The sequence below is a fragment of the Sandarakinorhabdus glacialis genome (assembly GCF_014643455.1).
Taxonomy (GTDB): Bacteria; Pseudomonadota; Alphaproteobacteria; order Sphingomonadales; family Sphingomonadaceae; genus Sandarakinorhabdus; species Sandarakinorhabdus glacialis.
The window spans coordinates 333,115-348,824 of record NZ_BMJM01000003.1; the positions used below are offsets into that span (position 1 = coordinate 333,115).

The following is a 15,710-nucleotide window of genomic DNA, read 5'->3' on the forward strand; positions in this document are numbered from 1 at the left end:
ACGAGCCGGCACCGATGCCCGCAGGGAGGCGTTGCCCGCCCATGCGCTTTTCCACCATCACCCGCGCCGTCCTCGGCTTCGCCGTCCTGCTTGTCCTGTTCGTGGTCATTCGCGACCAGGCGCAGCGCCATCCCGAAAACATGCCCTGGACACCGCTGTCCCTGGCCCAGCCGATTGGCATGTTCACCGGCCGCAAGCTGGTCGCCCTCACCGACGACGCACCGCGCTGCCTGGCGCTGCTCGACAGTGCCGGCGTCGAATATACCGCGCTGCCGCCGCTGGTCGTCGGCAACGCCTGTGGCTATTCGGACGGCGTCCAGGTCAAGCCCGGCCCGTCGGGCATCGCATCGGCAACCGGCGCCGCCTGGCATCCGGTAACACCCAAGATCGCCTGCCCGGTCGCCGCCGCACTCCATATATGGGAGCGCGATATCGTCGGCCCCGCCGCACAGCGCTGGTTCGGCAAGGCCGTCGTCGGCGTCGATCACCTCGGCAGCTACAATTGCCGCCGTATCGCCGGCAGCCAATCCATGAGCCAGCACGCAACCGCCGACGCCATCGATGTCGCGGGGATTCGCCTCGCCGGCGGCGAAAATGTCACCATCCTCGCCGACTGGAACGGCACCACCGAAAAAGCCGCCTTCCTGCGCGAAATCCGCGACGGCGCCTGCCGGGTTTTCGGCACCACGCTATCCCCCGACTACAACGCCGCCCACGCCGACCATCTCCACCTCGACCAAGCCAACCGCGGCATGTCCGGCGGCACCTGCCGCTAGCGCACCCCATTCTATTCGTCACCCCGGCGAGCCGCAGGCGACCGAAGGTCTACGCCGGGGCCCATCTCCCGCACTACCCGAAGACACCCCCCCACTAACGCAGCGCCGTAATCCCCAACCCATCGAGCTTCGCCCGCGCCTTCGTCGATTCCTCGCTCCGCGTCAGCGCCTTGGCAATCGCGCGCAGCGGCATGCCCTTCTTGGCCAGGATATGCAGTTTCTGCACTTCCTCGCTCGTCCACGCCTGTTTGTGCCGCTCGAAACGCTCGCCCATCGATCCTGTCCTGCTGCCGATATGTCGATGTCGGCAAATCCGGCGTCGCTGTCAAACAACACCCCCTAGAACAAAACAAGCCCCTGCCCCATATTGGCGCCATGGCCATCCAGATTCGCACCAGTCTCGCCGAGCCCGAAACGGCGGCGGACTTCGTTCCCCACCGCCCGGTCCGCCCCGACAAGTCCGAAGGCGGCCACCGGTTCGAGCTGGTCAGCGACTATACCCCCGCCGGCGACCAGCCGACCGCCATCGCCGAGCTCGTCGGCCAGGCCAACCAGGGCGAGCGCGACCAGGTGCTGCTCGGCGTCACCGGATCCGGCAAGACCTACACCGTCGCCAAGGTCATCGAGGCGGTCCAGCGCCCGGCGCTCATCCTCGCCCCCAACAAGATCCTCGCCGCGCAACTGTATGGCGAGTTCAAGAGCTTCTTCCCCAACAACGCCGTCGAATATTTCGTCAGCTATTACGACTATTACCAGCCCGAAGCCTATGTGCCGCGCTCCGATACCTACATTGAAAAAGAATCGAGCGTAAACGAAGCTATCGACCGGATGCGCCACTCGGCAACCCGCTCGCTACTCGAACGCGACGACGTCATCATCGTCGCCTCGGTATCGTGCATCTACGGCATCGGCTCGGTCGAAACCTATTCGGCAATGACCTTTACCCTCAAAAAGGGCGAGAGCGCCGACAGCCGCGAGATCATCCGCAAGCTCGTCGCGCTCCAGTATAAGCGCAACGACGCCGGTTTCGCGCGCGGCAATTTTCGCGTCCGCGGCGACAATCTCGAAATCTTCCCGTCGCACTACGAGGACAGCGCCTGGCGCGTCAGCTTCTTTGGCGACGAGATCGAAAGCATCACCGAATTCGACCCCCTCACCGGACAATCGGTCGCCAAGCTCGAATACGTCAAGGTCTACGCCAACAGCCATTACGTCACCCCCGGGCCAACGCTCAAACAGGCGTCGGAAGCGATCAAGTTCGAGATGACCGAGCGCCTCAAGGAGCTCAACATCGAGGGCAAGCTGCTCGAGGCCCAGCGCCTCGAACAGCGCACCAACTTCGATCTCGAGATGATCGCCGCCACCGGATCATGTGCGGGAATCGAGAACTACAGCCGCTTCCTCACCGGCCGCCTCCCCGGCGAGCCGCCGCCGACCCTGTTCGAATACCTCCCGGAAAACGCCATGCTGTTCGTCGACGAAAGCCACGTCACCGTCGGCCAGATCAACGCCATGGCCAAGGGCGATCACCGCCGCAAGCTGACCCTCGCCGAGTACGGCTTCCGGCTGCCATCGTGCATCGACAACCGGCCGCTGCGCTTCGCCGAATGGGAAGCGATGCGCCCGCAGACGGTCTTCGTCTCCGCCACCCCCGGCCCCTGGGAGATGGACAAGACCGGCGGCGTCTTCACCGAACAGGTCATCCGCCCGACCGGGCTGATCGATCCGCCGATCGAGATCAAGCCGGTCGAGGACCAGGTCGAGGATCTCATCCAGGAGGCCAAGAAGGTCGCCGCCGCGGGCTATCGCACCCTCGTCACGACGCTGACCAAGCGCATGGCCGAGGACCTGACCGAGTTCCTCCACGAAGCCGGATTGCGCGTGCGCTACATGCACTCCGACGTCGAGACACTGGAACGCATCGAGCTGATCCGCGACCTGCGGCTCGGTGTGTACGACGTGCTCGTCGGCATCAACCTGCTGCGCGAGGGCCTCGATATCCCCGAATGCGGCTTGGTCGCCATCCTCGACGCCGACAAGGAAGGCTTCCTGCGCTCCGAAACCAGCCTCATCCAGACCATCGGCCGCGCCGCGCGCAACATCGACGGCCGCGTCATCCTCTACGCCGATCACATCACCGGCAGCATGGAACGCGCCATGCGCGAGACCGACCGCCGCCGCACCCGGCAGGAAGCGTACAACATCGAACACAACATCACGCCCGCCAGCATCAAGCGCGACATTTCCGACGTGCTCGCCGATGTCTCGCAGCGCGACGGACTGATCGTTGAAACCGGCGATTCCGACACGCCCAACCTCGTCGGGCACAATCTGAAGGCCTATATCGCCGATCTCGAGGAGCAGATGAAGCGCGCCGCAGCCGACTTGGAGTTCGAAACGGCCGCCGCCATCCGCGACCAGATCCGCCGTCTCGAAATGGACGAACTCGGCATCCCGGATGCCGACCGTGTCGCCCCCATAAAAGGCCGCAGCATGGGTGGAGCGCCCGGAACAAGAACGACCCGCTTCGAGAAGATGAAGAAAAAGGCGATGGGCGGAAAACGACGGCCCAATTAGGGCAAAGCGGGCATCGCGGTAGCGCGCTATCACTGTGCGTTGTCCGGCAGTATTTTGGCGGTGTCAGATAATCCAGAGGCACCAGTACGATCCGCAGCTACCGCGAGAAAGAGACCGAAAAGCTTGTCGACAGTCAGCGCTGCCACCCGATATCCAGTCCACCGCACGCCGCAAGCTGCGCCAACTCGAAATCGTCTCACGCCTGGACGAATTGCGCGCCCAGATCGGCAATCGGCTCGAAGAATTGAAAGGCGACCGCAAAGGGACATAGAGTTTGCAGATCACCAACCAATGGCGAATCACGTTCGACCGGGTTGATGGGCCCGGAAAATGTCTGTATCGAAGACTGTCGTCGCTGACGCCGAACGGTTGGACAACATCCGTCCCCGCGTCCCGCACGCCGCCTGATCGGTAGGGCGGGTTACTTGGCCGTGTCCCCGCCGGGCTGCGCGGCCTCGGCGAGGTCGCCAGCACCAAGACCGGCGTCGGCAAATCGGGCAAGCTCGTCACCCGTCCGCTTTATCTTGAATATCGCGGCACTCGCATCGGCCTCGCCGGCGAAATCCGCAACGCCGGGGCCGGCGGCACCGATCAGGTCGTCCTCGCCTCGCTGGCGCTCACCCCCTGGGGCCTGTTCGCCCGCGGCAACAACGGCAAGCTCAAGGCCGGCGAAATCGTCGAAGCCGTTGCCGCCGGGGATTACACGCCCGCGCGCCCCGCCGCACCCCCGGCCTAAACCAGACACCCCACACCGGCGCGCAGCACTTCCGCCACCAATGCCTCATCACCCGGCCTGTTCAGCGCCGCTGCTACCTGCACCGCGCTCACCCGGCCTCTGTCGTTGCGGCCAGCCTCGCCAATCTGGCCGATCCGCTGCAGCTGCGAAATCGTCAGCCGCTGCTGCAATCGGTCCCCCATGCAAACCGCCTGCGACTCCCGCACACCGTATCCGATCAGCGCGCTGGACACCCGCTGCGACGGCGTCGAGCAAGCGGCGAACGCAAGGCAAGCAACGACCAGAAACGGTCTGAGCACGACAAACTCCCTTGTATCGCGTTCCGCCATGCCACAAACCCTGACGCACCTCAACGTCGGCGAGAGATCAAGACCGCCGAAGCGAAGGCAACCGCCACCAGGGCGTCCCGGGGTTGAGATGATGCTCGTGGTGATAACCGCCGAAGTGAAAGCAGCTGATCAGCGAGACGATCCCGCCGGCGCCGCTTCGCGCGCGATGATGATCGGCAAACTCATCGTCGCCGTGACGGTGCGGCAGGTAAGTACCAAAGACAAACAGCTGGGCCAGAGCCAGCAGCGCCGGCACCGCCCAGAAGACTGCGATGTCGAGAAAACTGGCCCCCAGAGCCATATAAACCAGCGCCATCGCCGTGATCCGCACGAGCTGAACATGCGAATAGTAATTGCCGAAAAAACGCAGGAACCACGTGGTGGCGCGGCGTGGACTGGCCATGCAAAAATCGGGGTCTGCTGCGGTGCCGGTATGGCGATGGTGTTGATGGTGCGCGGGCAGCATGCGGTCGTAATCGAGGCCGGCATACATCATCAGCACAAGACGACCGATAGCGCGATTGCGGCCCGGCCGGCCGGGCACAAGCGAGCCATGCATCGCGTCATGGGCGATGATGAACAGCCCAGCCGAGAGCCAGGTCTGGACGGCAACGATCGACGCTATTGCCGCCCACCCCAAACCGTCTGCCGAATGCCCGAGGATTGTCGTGAAATGGATGCCCGCCCACGTCGCAACGATGGCCGCCGCCAGGAATTGGCTGACGATGGCATCGCTGCCGGAGGAAACTGATCGATTGCGCACCGGAAGGGGATGCGGCAAAACGCTAAGGATGCAAAGCCCCTGCGACATTGTACCAAAATTTCACGTACTCCGGAGTATTTGATGCAAATTTGGATTAACGCTGGCGTGTTTCTGCTGGCGCTCGCCACCATGGAGGGTGTCGCCTATGTCGGCCATCGCTGGGTGATGCACGGCTTTTTGTGGTCGCTGCACAAGTCTCACCACGAACCCCGTCGCGGTGTTTTCGAAAGGAACGACTGGTTTGCAGTGATGGGCGCGGTTCCGGCGATGGTCCTCATCATATGGGGATCGCTCAACGGTTTCGGACCGGCGTATTGGATCGGCATGGGGATCACCGCCTATGGCGCCATCTATTTCGGGTTTCATGACCTTCTGGTGCACCGCCGCGTGCGCCATGGATGGAACCCCGATTCTGTCTACCTCAAGCGCATCATCCAGGCGCATCGCCTCCACCATGTTGTCGAATCACGCCAAGGTACAGTCAGTTTTGGCTTCCTGATCGCACCGCCGGTCCGTATCCTGAAGGCGCAGCTTGCCGCCAATGGCACAGGCAAGATCCGCTCGTCCGCCAAGGTGCGCGCCGAGATGGACATGATCGACAACGCCGAACACTGGGCGCGCTAGTCGGGGCGTTAGTCGGGGCGCTAGTTCTTTTCCCACCAATACGGCAACCGCGTGCGGCTCCCCGTCCCGGTTTCATCGAGCGTCGCCGAATCGTACAACCGCCCGCCCAGCATCACCGAATTCACCTTGTCGCTGTTGCGGATATCCACCGTCGGATCGGCATCGAGAACCACGAGGTCGGCAAGCTTGCCGACCTCGAGCGACCCGACATCCCTGGCATAGCCGAGCGATGTCGCCGGCGTGATCGTCCCCGCCCTCAGGGCCTCGATCGGGCTCCAGCCACCGCGCGCGAACGACCACATCTCCCAATGCGAGCCCAAGCCCGCCTGCTGGCCGTGCGCGCCGATCGAAACCTGCACGCCGCGATCCGCCAGCTTCTTCGACTCGCGCGCGCTCCAGGCGTCGACGTAATCATCCTCCGGCGCCATCGTCCGCCGGACGTTCTGCGCCGCGAGCAACCCCGGCGGCGCGTGCTTCGTCAGCAACGGATGCGTCCACACGTCCATATGCTGCCGCCAGTACGGATCGCCGGCCAGCCCGCCAAAGGTCACCACCAGGGTCGGCGTATAATTGGTCTTCGTCTGCGACCAGAAACTCACCAAATCGTCATAGAATACCGCCACCGGGACATTGTGCTCGACCGTCGAATTGCCATCGGCCACCAGCGTCACACCCTGCGCGTACATCGACCCACCTTCGGGAACGACCTCCATGCCCTCGCGCTGCGCCGCCGCCACCACCATCTGGCGCTGGTCACGTCGCGGCTGGTTGTAATTCTTCACGCTATGCGCGCCCTGCGATTTCAACCGCCGGACATGTGCCAGCGCGTCGTCGATGCTGTTGATCTCGGCGTAAACGTCCGCAGCCTTGGCGCCATAGATGATCTCGCCGGTCGAAAATGTCCGCGGCGCGAGGATCTTGCCGGCCCGCTGCATCTCGCCGGCGACGAAAATCTCCGCCGCCCGCGATGACGGATCATGGATCGTCGTCGTCCCCATCGCCAGATTGGCCATCGACGACCAGTTCTGCTGCGGCACAATATCGTCGTCGCCCTGCGGCCCATGCGCGTGCGCATCGACCAGCCCCGGGATGATCGTCTTGCCGGCCACGTCGATGACCTTAGCCCCCGACGGCACCGCCACCTGCGCCCGTGGCCCCACCGCGACGATGCGGTCGCCGCGAACCACGATGACCCCATCGTCGATGATGCCGCCATCCTTGCCGCTCATCGTCACGATCCGCGCGCCCGTCAGCACGACCACCCCCGTCGGCTTGTCGGCCGCCACCGTCATCGCCAGCGACACCCCCGTCACCGGCGGCTTGAACTTCGCCGCCCCTTCCGCCGCCGGCGCGCTGCCGAACAGCGCCCCGGTATCGACCCCGAACAATGTCGGGCCGCTCGTCCAGTGCAACCGCGCACCATTGCCCGACCAGCTGATGAAATCGCCGCCCTCGGCACTCACCCGCGTCACCGGCAACGGACCGCCCTTTTCATCCGCCGACACGTCCTGCGTCCCCGGCAGCAACGGCATCACGAACGTCTCGTAATTCTGCCGGAACGCCGTGAACTGGCCATCCGGCGACACCTGGTAATCGGTCACCAGCTCGCCCGTCGCATGGACCCGCCGCGCCTCGCCGTTCAAATCGGTGCTGACCAGCTGGCGCTTGCCCTTCTCCGACACCGTCAGGAAAATCCGGTTGTCGCGCGCACCGAACTGCGGCTGCGACCCGTCGCGCGTCACCAGCGTCGCCGCCCCGCCGCTGGCCACAACCCGATACACGCCCGGATCCTCCGACCAGCGCGGCGACGTCAACGAGCTTCCCTTGCCGCTTTCGAAAACGATCGTCCTGCCATCCGGCGAGAACCGCGGCCGGCTATAGTGCCCGGGCCGCGCCGTTACCGTCTTCGCCGCGCCGCCGCCCGCCGCTACCGTGCGGACCTGCCCGAGGCCGGCATCGGTCCAGCTCACGAACACGACCGAACGCCCATCGCGCGACCACGACGGAAACAATTCCAGCCCCTCGTCGCCGCTCACCAGCCGCTTCGCCGTGCCGCCGCCCGCCGGCTTGATCCACAATTTGCCGAGCGTTTCGAACACCACCTGCCGGCCATCGGGCGACACACTCGCCCAGCGCGGCATCTTGGTCGTGAAGCTGTCGGGCGCCACCTCGACCACCGGATGGATCGCATCGATCACCACCCGCGTGTCGTCGATCCGGAACGGAATCACCGCCGCACCGCTGCCATCAGCGCCCACCCGGTTGATCTTGCCGCCCGCCCAGAACACGATCGCGCCGCTATCGGGCGTCCACGCCATGTTGGGATAAACGCCCGTAACTGCCCAGGTTTCCTGCACGTCCTGGTCGAGCGCATCGTAAATCTTGCGCTCCTCGCCCGAAACCAGATCCTTCACGTACAGCTTCGACCGCGCCCGCTCGCGCCGCACGAACGCGATCTTCTTGCCATCGGGCGAAGGCGTCGGCCGCACCGCACCGCCGGCACCCGAGACCGCCTTGCCGACCTGCCCGGTCTCGAGGTCATAGCGCTCGATATCGAACAAATCCGTATTCGAATCCTGCGCATATTCGAAAACCGGCCCGGGGCTGACATTGCGCGTGTAGAACAGGCTCTTGCCGTCGGGGGCATAGATTGGCTCGCCCAATTCCTTCTGCAACTGCTCGCTGGCACGCTTCACCAGCGGCACCCCCGCACCGCCCGAGACATGGTAAAGCCAGACCTCCCCCGTCCCGAGCGAACGCCCGGTGGTGAAATGCTTCTTGGCGATGATGAACCGCCCGTCGGGGCTCCAGCTCGGCTGGTTGAGCAGGCGGAAATCTTCCTTGGTCAGCTGGCGCTTGTCGCTGCCATCGACGTTCATGATCCAGATATTGTCGCCGCCGCCGCGATCCGACGTGAACGCGATACGCTTGCCATCGGGCGAAAACCGCGGCTGCTGCTCATACGTCAACCCCTCGGCGATCCGGGTCGGCGTGCCGCCCGCGATCGGCATCGTATAGATATCGCCAAGCAGATCGAACGCGATCGACCGCCCGTCGCGCGACACATCGATATTCATCCAGGTGCCGCTGTCGACCTTGATCGGAATCGTTCGCGTCGTCATTCCCGGCGGCGCGTTGACGTCCCATTTCGGCGGTTTCGGCACTGCCTGCGCCAGCGTCATCTCGGCCGCCAGGAGGACGATCGCCAAAGCCGAAGCACTACGAAAAACCATGCAAAACCCCATTGCCGTCACCAAACTATTCTTTTTCCCCGTCACCCCGTTTTCTCCCGTCACCCCGGCGAAGGCCGGGGCCCATCTCCTGCACGTTCCGGAGATGGGCCCCGGCCTTCGCCGGGGTGACGGGGGAAAGCGTGCTTACCCAGGCATCGTCCACAACCCATCCCGAGCCGGCCCCGGCAACGGCCACAACGATTTCCGCCGCACCGCCTCCCCAAACGCCAGCGCCACAGCGCGGAATTTCTCCCCCCGCGTCGTACTAACTCGCCGATCCATCCCCTCAGGCCCGGCATCACGCACCTTGCGCCCAATCCCCCCATATATCCGCGCCGCCGCCAGCACCGCCCAAGCCGCCCGCCGCGACAGCGCCGGCGTCCCATATCGCGCCGAAGCCTCATATTCCTCGGCATTATTGACCAGCCGCGTCACCAGCCGCGACAACTGTCGCCGGTTCGCCCCAAAGGCAAAACTGTTCCCCGAAAGCCCGACACTTTCCAGCCAGTCATCGGGAATATAGCGCCGCGAATTCATCGCATCCTCGATCACATCCCGCGCAATATTATTCAGCTGGAATGCGATCCCCAGATCGCAAGCCCGGTCCAAAGTCGCCTTGTCCTTCGGGTCGACCCCCATCACGATCGCCATCATCACCCCGACACAGCCGGCGACATGATAACAATAGGTCAGCGTGTCATCAAAAGTGCGAAACGGCCGCTCCTCCATGTCGATGCGAAACCCGTGCACGAGGTCACGCGGATACTGCGGCGGCATGTTCGTCTCGCGCACCACCCGCGCCAGCGCCTCATACGCCGGATCGCCGGTGGGCTGCCCCGCCAGCGCCATCTCGGTCAACCGCTCGACCTCCGCCAGCCGCTCCGCCGGCGGCCGCGTGTCGCCGTTGCTGCCCTGCCCCATCACCTGGCCATCGATCACGTCGTCGGCATGCCGGCACCAAGCATACAACAGCATCGCCCGATCCCGCGTCACCGGATCGAACAGCTGCGACGCCATCGCGAAACTCTTCGACCCCCGCGCAATCGCTTCGCGCGCATGCCCCAAAACGTCAGTCATCTAAACCCTCTCCCCTTGAGGGAGAGGGCGACTCGCGTCCTTGCGCGAGCGGGGAGAGGGGTACTCATGCCGACGCCAATGACCGCTCAAACCACCGAGCGCAAGCTTACAGCCCTCAAGCAGCCACCCGCGCCCCCAGCAAATCCGCAATCATCAACTTCCCAGTCGCCTTCGCACTCCCCACAACCCCCGGAATCCCCGCCCCAGGATGCGTCCCAGCCCCGACGAAATACAAATTCCCCAAACTGTCATCCCGGTTATGCGTCCGGAAATACGCCGACTGCCACAACACTGGCTCAAGGCTGAACGCACTTCCCAGATGCGCCTGCAACTCGCTCGAAAAATCCTTCGGCGTGAACGTCCGCATCGTCACCAAATCGCGCTTCAACCCCGGCAAGATCCGCCGCTCCAAAGCCTCCAAAATCGAATCTGCATAGGCCGGCGCGACCTTCTCCCAATCCACATCGAGCTTGCCCAGATGCGGCACCGGCGACAGCACATAAAACCCGCTATGCCCCGCCGGCGCCATCGCCGGATCGGTTGCCGTCGGATGGTGCAGATACAGCGAGAAGTCCTCGGCCAGCTCGCCGCCCTTGTAGATATCCGCCAGCAACTCCTTGTAGCGATTGCCGAACAGGATCGTGTGGTGCTTCACATCGGGCCGCTCGCCCTTCAACCCGAAATAGACGACGAACAACGACGGCGACCAGCTTCGCCGCGTCATCGATTTCGCCATCGCCTGCCCGCGCGGATGATGCCCGAGCAAGTCCTTGTAAGTGTGAACAACGTCGCCATTCGACACCACCGCATCGAAACTGCCGCTCCAGCCATCGGCGGTCCGCACCCCCGTCACCCGGTTGCCCGCCGTGGTAATCTGCTCGACCTTGTCGCCGATCCGAACCTCGCCGCCCAGATCCTCGAACAGCCTGACCATCCCCTGCACCAGCGCGCCCGTCCCGCCGCGCGGAAACCACACGCCCCATTTCTTCTCGAGCGCATGGATCAGCGCATAGATCGAGCTCGTCTTGAACGGATTGCCGCCGACCAGCAGCGAGTGAAAACTGAACGCCTGGCGCAGCTGGTCGTCATGGATATACCGCGCCACCATCGAATAAACCGACCGGAACGCCTCATACTTGATCATCTGCGGCGCCGCCTTCAGCATCGTCCTGAAGTCGAGAAACGCCTCATGCCCAAGCTGCGTATAACCCTCGCGAAACACATTCTCCGAGAATTTGTAGAACCGCTTGTACCCCTCGACATCCCGCGGGCTTTTCGCCGCGATCTGCTCGTTCAGGATCTTGTCGTCGTTCGAATAATCGAAGACATAGCCGTCTTCCCACATCAGCCTGTAAAACGGCGCCACCGGCAACAGCTCGACATAATCCGACAGCTTGCGCCCCGACAATTCCCACAATTCCTCGAGACAGGTCGGATCGGTAATCACCGTCGGCCCCGCGTCAAACTTGAACCCGGCGTCCTCGAAAACATACGCCCGGCCGCCTGCCTTGTCCCGCGCCTCGATCATGGTCGTCTGGATGCCCGCCGATTGCAGCCGGATGGCCAGCGCCAACCCGCCGAACCCGCTGCCGATAACCGCTGCAGTCGTCATGCTTTTCCCATTTCGTATCTCATCAGCGTTCTTAGCGCGCGCAGCACCGGGATCGGCGGCCGCCCGCTCAATATGTGCATCCAGTCGCGCAGCTTCGGCCGTGCCGCATAAAAGCGCCCGACCAGCTCGTCGTCATGTTCGTAGAACTTCTGCAAAATGTCCCTGCGTTCATCGTCATGCGCCGCCAGGAACAACATCCTGTTGAGCAGCCTGTACATGCCCCGCGCCTTCCACGCCCCGACACTATGGTCGCGGGCCGCGCGATAGATGGTCGCGGCATCCAGGCTCGGCAGCTCCGCGATCATGTCCGCCATCGCGACCGCATCGGGGAAACTATACCCGGTCACCGGGTGGAACATGCCGGCGCGCAGCCCCACCCGCGGCACGCCGGCATCGCCCTCATCCCAGAACGCCTCGATATCGCCCCCCAGCCCGAGCGGCAAAATCCCGATCTCCTCGCGGATAACCCGCGTGATCGCCCACCCCTGCGCCACCGCATAATCCGCCAATTGCCCCCGCAGCACCCCGGGCGCCAAATCCGCCCCATCGCTGAAATACGTGTCCTCGATCAACACATGCCGTGGCCCGAACGGCAGCGTATAGACAAAGCGATAGCCATCGACCTGCGGCACCGTCGCATCCATGATAACCGGCCCGGTCAGCCCATGCGGCGCCGCCAGTTCGACTTCCTGCCCGAGGAACTTCTGCCACCGCAAATCGAGCGCCTTCGTTGGCCCCTGCCCGCGCCCGTCGATCACCGCCCCCGCCGTCAGCACCCGCTGGTCGGCCAGCGTCACGCTCACCGGCGTCACCGCCACGATCGGCACCCCCGTCAGCACCGGCACGACCTGCCCCACTGCCGCTGCCAGCAGTTCCGACGTGCAACTCCCATACCCCGCCTCCAGCACCCGCCGCGCCTTGGGAAACCGCACTTCGTACCGGTCCCAGCGATGCGCAAACAGCGGCGCCGTCCACTCGCGTTGCTCGGCGGTCAGGTCGCTCGCAAATGACGACCAGGTGTGATTGCCGCCGATCGCCGCCCCCGCTTCGATCACGCACACCCGCACCTCGGGCCGCACCTGCGCCAGCCGCAACGCGATCAACCCGTTGGCCAACCCGCCGCCGGCAAGAATGATGTCGAAATCCACCCGCCCCTCATAAGCACGCAACTCCGCCCGCGAAACCCCACACCTCTTCCCCCCTCCCTACTTCTAGGGAGGGGTCGGGGGCGGGTTCCTTACTTCCTCACCCTCACCCCCCCCCCCACCCACCCCTATCCAATCGCAACATTGCCCCCTCCCCCAAATTTGCGTACAACCAGTCCGTATTCAGGAGACGCGCATGAACGCTCACGCCAAAATCTCGGCTCTCATCCCCGCCGATCTCCCCGAACCCAGCTTCGAAGACCTCGCCCACCTCCCCGGCATGCAGCCCGCCCGTGTCCCGATCATGCGGACCATCAATTTCCTCAAGGACCCCCTCGGCCGCAGCATGAAGCTCACCGAGCAATACGGCCGCGTCGTCCGCCGCCAGGATTTCGGCGGTTGGGGCGTCTCCCTCATCGGCCCCGAGGCCAACGAGCTCGTCATGTTCAACAAGGACAAGATTTTCTCGTCGTCGCTCGGCTGGAATCCGGTCCTTGAAAACCTCTTCCCCAACGGCCTCATGCTGCTCGATTTCGAGGAGCACCGCATCCACCGCAAGACGCTGTCGATCGCCTTCAAGACCGAGCCGATGAAACACTATCTCGGCGAGCTCAACACCGGCATCGTCCGCGGCCTCGCCAAATGGCCGACCACCCAGTTCAAATTCTACCCGGCGATCAAGTCGCTCACCCTCGATCTCGCCGCCGCGTCGTTCCTCGGCGTGCCCTGGGGTCCCGACGGCGACAAGATCAACCAGGCTTTCGTCGACATGGTGCTCGCCTCGGTTTCGGTCATCCGCAAGCCCCTGCCCCTCACCCAGATGCGCCGCGGCATCAAGGGCCGCGCCTTCATGTCCGACTTTTTCGGCCGCGAAATTCCCAAGCGCCGCGGCAAGACCGGCGACGACATCTTCACCCAGATCTGCAACGCGACCACCGAGGACGGCGGGCTCCTGACCGACCAGGAGATCATCGACCACATGAATTTCCTGATGATGGCCGCCCACGACACCACCACGTCGTCGATCACCTCGACCGTCCACTTCCTCGGCACCCACCCCGAATGGCAGGACCGCATCCGCGAGGAGATCATGGCGGTCAAAGCGAAAACCGGTGGCGAGCTCACCTACGAAACCCTCGGCGACCTCGAAACCATCGAGCTGGTCTTCAAGGAGGCCATTCGCCTGATCCCGCCCGTCCCCTCGATGCCGCGCCGCGCGCTGCGCGAATTCACCTTCATGAACCACGTCATCCCCGCCGGCACCCACGTCGGCATCAACCCGATGGTCACCCACCGCCTGCCCGACGTCTGGCCACAGCCCGAAAAGTTCGACCCGACCCGCTTCACCGCCGAAAATTCCAAAGGCCGTCACAAATACGCCTGGGTCCCCTTCGGCGGCGGCGGCCATATGTGCCTCGGGCTGCACTTTGCCTACATGCAGGTGAAATCCTTCTTCTTCCACCTGCTCGCCGAAAACCGCATCGTCCTCGCCCCCGAATACAAGGGCGAATTCTACATGTTCCCAATTCCCAAGCCCAAGGACGGCCTGCCCCTCACCATCGAGAAGCTGTAGATGGCAACGGCCCCGGTCGAGCCCCGCCCCGCCAAATCACGCTGGCCGCGCCGCCTTGCCTGGGGCCTTGCCATCATCCTGCTCGCGTTTGGGATCCTGTTCCTCGCCCTTCGCACCCCCGACATCCCGGTCGCCGAATTGCGCGCCAAATACGGCAGTCCCGCGTCGCAGTACGTCACCCTCGCCCCAGGCATGCAGGTCCACCTCCGCGACGAAGGCCCGCGCGACGGCTTCCCCATCGTCCTGCTCCACGGCTCGAGCGCCTCGCTCCACACCTGGGAACCCTGGGTGTCACGGTTGAAGGACAAATACCGCGTCATCAGCTTCGATTTCCCGGCGCACGGCCTGTCCGGCCCGATCCCGTCGCACGACTATTCCGCCCAATCCTATGTCGACATCACCCGGAAAGTCGCCGACCACCTCGGCCTCACCCGCTTCGCCCTCGCCGGCAACTCGATGGGCGGCGGCGTCGCCTGGCGCTACACCGCCGCGCATCCCGACAAGGTCGCCGCCCTCATCCTCATCGACGCATCGGGCCAGCCCAAATCCGCCGGCGCATCGCGCCCGCTCGGCTTCCGCATCATCGGCATGCCGATCGTCCGCGACCTCGCCGCCATCATCACCCCGCGCCGGATGATCGAAACCTCGTTCAAGCAGACCATATCCGTCCAATCCATCGCCACCCCAGCGATGATCGACCGCTACTGGGAACTCCTCCGCTACCCCGGCAACCGCAAAGCCACCCTCGAACGCTTCGCCGCCGCCAGACCCGCCGACGACACCGCGTCCCTCAGAACCATCACCGCCCCGACCCTCATGCTCTGGGGCCGCGAAGACCACCTGATCCCCGTCTCCTCCGCCGCCTGATTCTCCAGACAGATCCCCACCGCGCGCGTCACCATCCTCGACAACATCGGCCACCTCCTCATGGAAGAAGCCCCCGACCGCGCCCTCGGCCCGGTGCTGAAGTTACTGGAGCAAGTCGCCCCCACCGAGGCACCAGGAGCCCAAATCTCAAAGTAACTGTCATCCCGGGCCTGATCCGGGACCTAGTTACCTTCGCAAGCCCCCTTTCCGACCGGTCATGCCAGCGAAGGCTGGCATCCAGCCCATCCGCGCGATCAATCCTGCCAGAACAGAGCCTCCGGCGGCCGGGGCCACAGGTAATTACTCACCCGTACCAGCTATCAGGCGGTGACGGCACCCAGGATGGTGTGGAATGGAGTGCGTCCCGCGAGACGCGCAGTGTCAACGGTGGTGCGCAA

At 64.3% G+C, this 15,710-nt stretch carries 13 protein-coding genes; 5 read left to right on the forward strand and 8 right to left on the reverse strand.

All coding sequences use genetic code 11. The features are described 5' to 3' along the window. The first annotated feature begins 41 nt into the window (after nucleotides 1-41). On the forward strand, nucleotides 42-776 hold the full coding sequence (locus IEW98_RS06490; protein ID WP_188762108.1) for an extensin-like domain-containing protein: 735 nt from the start codon (nucleotides 42-44) through the stop codon (nucleotides 774-776). A 94-nt stretch (nucleotides 777-870) separates the two neighbouring features. On the opposite strand, the gene IEW98_RS06495 is transcribed toward IEW98_RS06490, so the two are convergent. Next, on the reverse strand, nucleotides 871-1,050 hold the full coding sequence (locus tag IEW98_RS06495) for a hypothetical protein (RefSeq protein ID WP_188762109.1): 180 nt from the start codon (nucleotides 1,048-1,050) through the stop codon (nucleotides 871-873). 101 nt (nucleotides 1,051-1,151) lie between these two features. Here IEW98_RS06495 and uvrB point away from each other — a divergent pair, with 101 nt between their 5' ends. Then, nucleotides 1,152-3,353 carry an excinuclease ABC subunit UvrB gene (uvrB, locus tag IEW98_RS06500; protein ID WP_188762110.1) on the forward strand — a complete coding sequence of 734 codons (2,202 nt, stop codon included), beginning with the start codon at nucleotides 1,152-1,154 and terminating at the stop codon, nucleotides 3,351-3,353. Nucleotides 3,354-3,774: 421 nt separating this feature from the next. Here the strand turns inward: uvrB and IEW98_RS06505 are convergent, their stop codons facing one another. Genes IEW98_RS06505 through IEW98_RS06515 form a run of 3 tightly spaced genes read right to left on the reverse strand, consistent with a single transcriptional unit; the run spans nucleotide 3,775 to nucleotide 5,229 of the window. Further along, nucleotides 3,775-4,098 carry a hypothetical protein gene (locus IEW98_RS06505; RefSeq protein WP_188762111.1) on the reverse strand — a complete coding sequence of 108 codons (324 nt, stop codon included), beginning with the start codon at nucleotides 4,096-4,098 and terminating at the stop codon, nucleotides 3,775-3,777. After that, a complete protein-coding gene (locus tag IEW98_RS06510; protein WP_188762112.1) occupies nucleotides 4,086-4,418 on the reverse strand; it encodes a hypothetical protein in 333 nt (110 codons plus the stop codon). Before IEW98_RS06510 ends, IEW98_RS06505 begins: the two co-directional genes overlap by 13 nt. 37 nt (nucleotides 4,419-4,455) lie before the next feature. Beyond that, nucleotides 4,456-5,229 carry a fatty acid desaturase gene (locus IEW98_RS06515; RefSeq protein ID WP_188762113.1) on the reverse strand — a complete coding sequence of 258 codons (774 nt, stop codon included), beginning with the start codon at nucleotides 5,227-5,229 and terminating at the stop codon, nucleotides 4,456-4,458. A gap of 33 nt (nucleotides 5,230-5,262) precedes the next feature. On the opposite strand from IEW98_RS06515, the gene IEW98_RS06520 reads away from it, so the two are divergent. Beyond that, nucleotides 5,263-5,805, forward strand: a complete 543-nt coding sequence (locus IEW98_RS06520; RefSeq protein ID WP_188762114.1) for a sterol desaturase family protein — start codon at nucleotides 5,263-5,265, stop codon at nucleotides 5,803-5,805. Between the two features lie 20 nt (nucleotides 5,806-5,825). Here IEW98_RS06520 and IEW98_RS06525 read toward each other — a convergent pair whose 3' ends face one another. The 4 genes from IEW98_RS06525 to crtY form a co-directional block, all read right to left on the reverse strand. After that, the gene (locus tag IEW98_RS06525) at nucleotides 5,826-9,038 is read right to left on the reverse strand and encodes an amidohydrolase family protein (RefSeq protein WP_188762115.1); all 3,213 of its coding nucleotides are present in this window, start codon (nucleotides 9,036-9,038) and stop codon (nucleotides 5,826-5,828) included. Nucleotides 9,039-9,182: 144 nt separating this feature from the next. Further along, entirely contained in the window at nucleotides 9,183-10,115 is a 933-nt protein-coding gene (locus IEW98_RS06530; RefSeq protein WP_188762116.1) for a phytoene/squalene synthase family protein, read from the reverse strand. A gap of 115 nt (nucleotides 10,116-10,230) precedes the next feature. Continuing rightward, nucleotides 10,231-11,727 (reverse strand): phytoene desaturase, encoded by a 1,497-nt coding sequence (locus tag IEW98_RS06535; RefSeq protein WP_188762117.1) that lies wholly within the window; start codon nucleotides 11,725-11,727, stop codon nucleotides 10,231-10,233. After that, a complete protein-coding gene (gene crtY, locus IEW98_RS06540) occupies nucleotides 11,724-12,875 on the reverse strand; it encodes a lycopene beta-cyclase CrtY (protein ID WP_188762118.1) in 1,152 nt (383 codons plus the stop codon). The genes IEW98_RS06535 and crtY overlap by 4 nt, the downstream gene beginning before the upstream one ends. Before the next feature lie 193 nt (nucleotides 12,876-13,068). Between crtY and IEW98_RS06545 the strand changes: the two genes are divergently transcribed. Both IEW98_RS06545 and IEW98_RS06550 read left to right on the forward strand, forming a co-directional pair. Beyond that, nucleotides 13,069-14,445: a cytochrome P450 gene (locus tag IEW98_RS06545; protein WP_188762119.1), complete on the forward strand. Its 1,377-nt coding sequence runs from the start codon at nucleotides 13,069-13,071 to the stop codon at nucleotides 14,443-14,445. Beyond that, nucleotides 14,446-15,312, forward strand: coding sequence for an alpha/beta fold hydrolase (locus tag IEW98_RS06550; RefSeq protein ID WP_188762120.1), 867 nt, complete (start codon nucleotides 14,446-14,448; stop codon nucleotides 15,310-15,312). Nucleotides 15,313-15,710: the final 398 nt, after the last annotated feature.

Coding starts and splice junctions, on each gene's coding strand:
- uvrB (WP_188762110.1), top strand. CDS start 1,152: ATGGCCATCCAGATTCGCACCAGTCTCGCCGAGCCCGAAACGGCGGCG.
- IEW98_RS06515 (WP_188762113.1), bottom strand. CDS start 5,229: ATGTCGCAGGGGCTTTGCATCCTTAGCGTTTTGCCGCATCCCCTTCCG.
- IEW98_RS06510 (WP_188762112.1), bottom strand. CDS start 4,418: ATGGCGGAACGCGATACAAGGGAGTTTGTCGTGCTCAGACCGTTTCTG.
- IEW98_RS06495 (WP_188762109.1), bottom strand. CDS start 1,050: ATGGGCGAGCGTTTCGAGCGGCACAAACAGGCGTGGACGAGCGAGGAA.
- IEW98_RS06525 (WP_188762115.1), bottom strand. CDS start 9,038: ATGGTTTTTCGTAGTGCTTCGGCTTTGGCGATCGTCCTCCTGGCGGCC.
- IEW98_RS06545 (WP_188762119.1), top strand. CDS start 13,069: ATGAACGCTCACGCCAAAATCTCGGCTCTCATCCCCGCCGATCTCCCC.
- IEW98_RS06530 (WP_188762116.1), bottom strand. CDS start 10,115: ATGACTGACGTTTTGGGGCATGCGCGCGAAGCGATTGCGCGGGGGTCG.
- IEW98_RS06520 (WP_188762114.1), top strand. CDS start 5,263: ATGCAAATTTGGATTAACGCTGGCGTGTTTCTGCTGGCGCTCGCCACC.
- IEW98_RS06550 (WP_188762120.1), top strand. CDS start 14,446: ATGGCAACGGCCCCGGTCGAGCCCCGCCCCGCCAAATCACGCTGGCCG.
- IEW98_RS06490 (WP_188762108.1), top strand. CDS start 42: ATGCGCTTTTCCACCATCACCCGCGCCGTCCTCGGCTTCGCCGTCCTG.
- IEW98_RS06535 (WP_188762117.1), bottom strand. CDS start 11,727: ATGACGACTGCAGCGGTTATCGGCAGCGGGTTCGGCGGGTTGGCGCTG.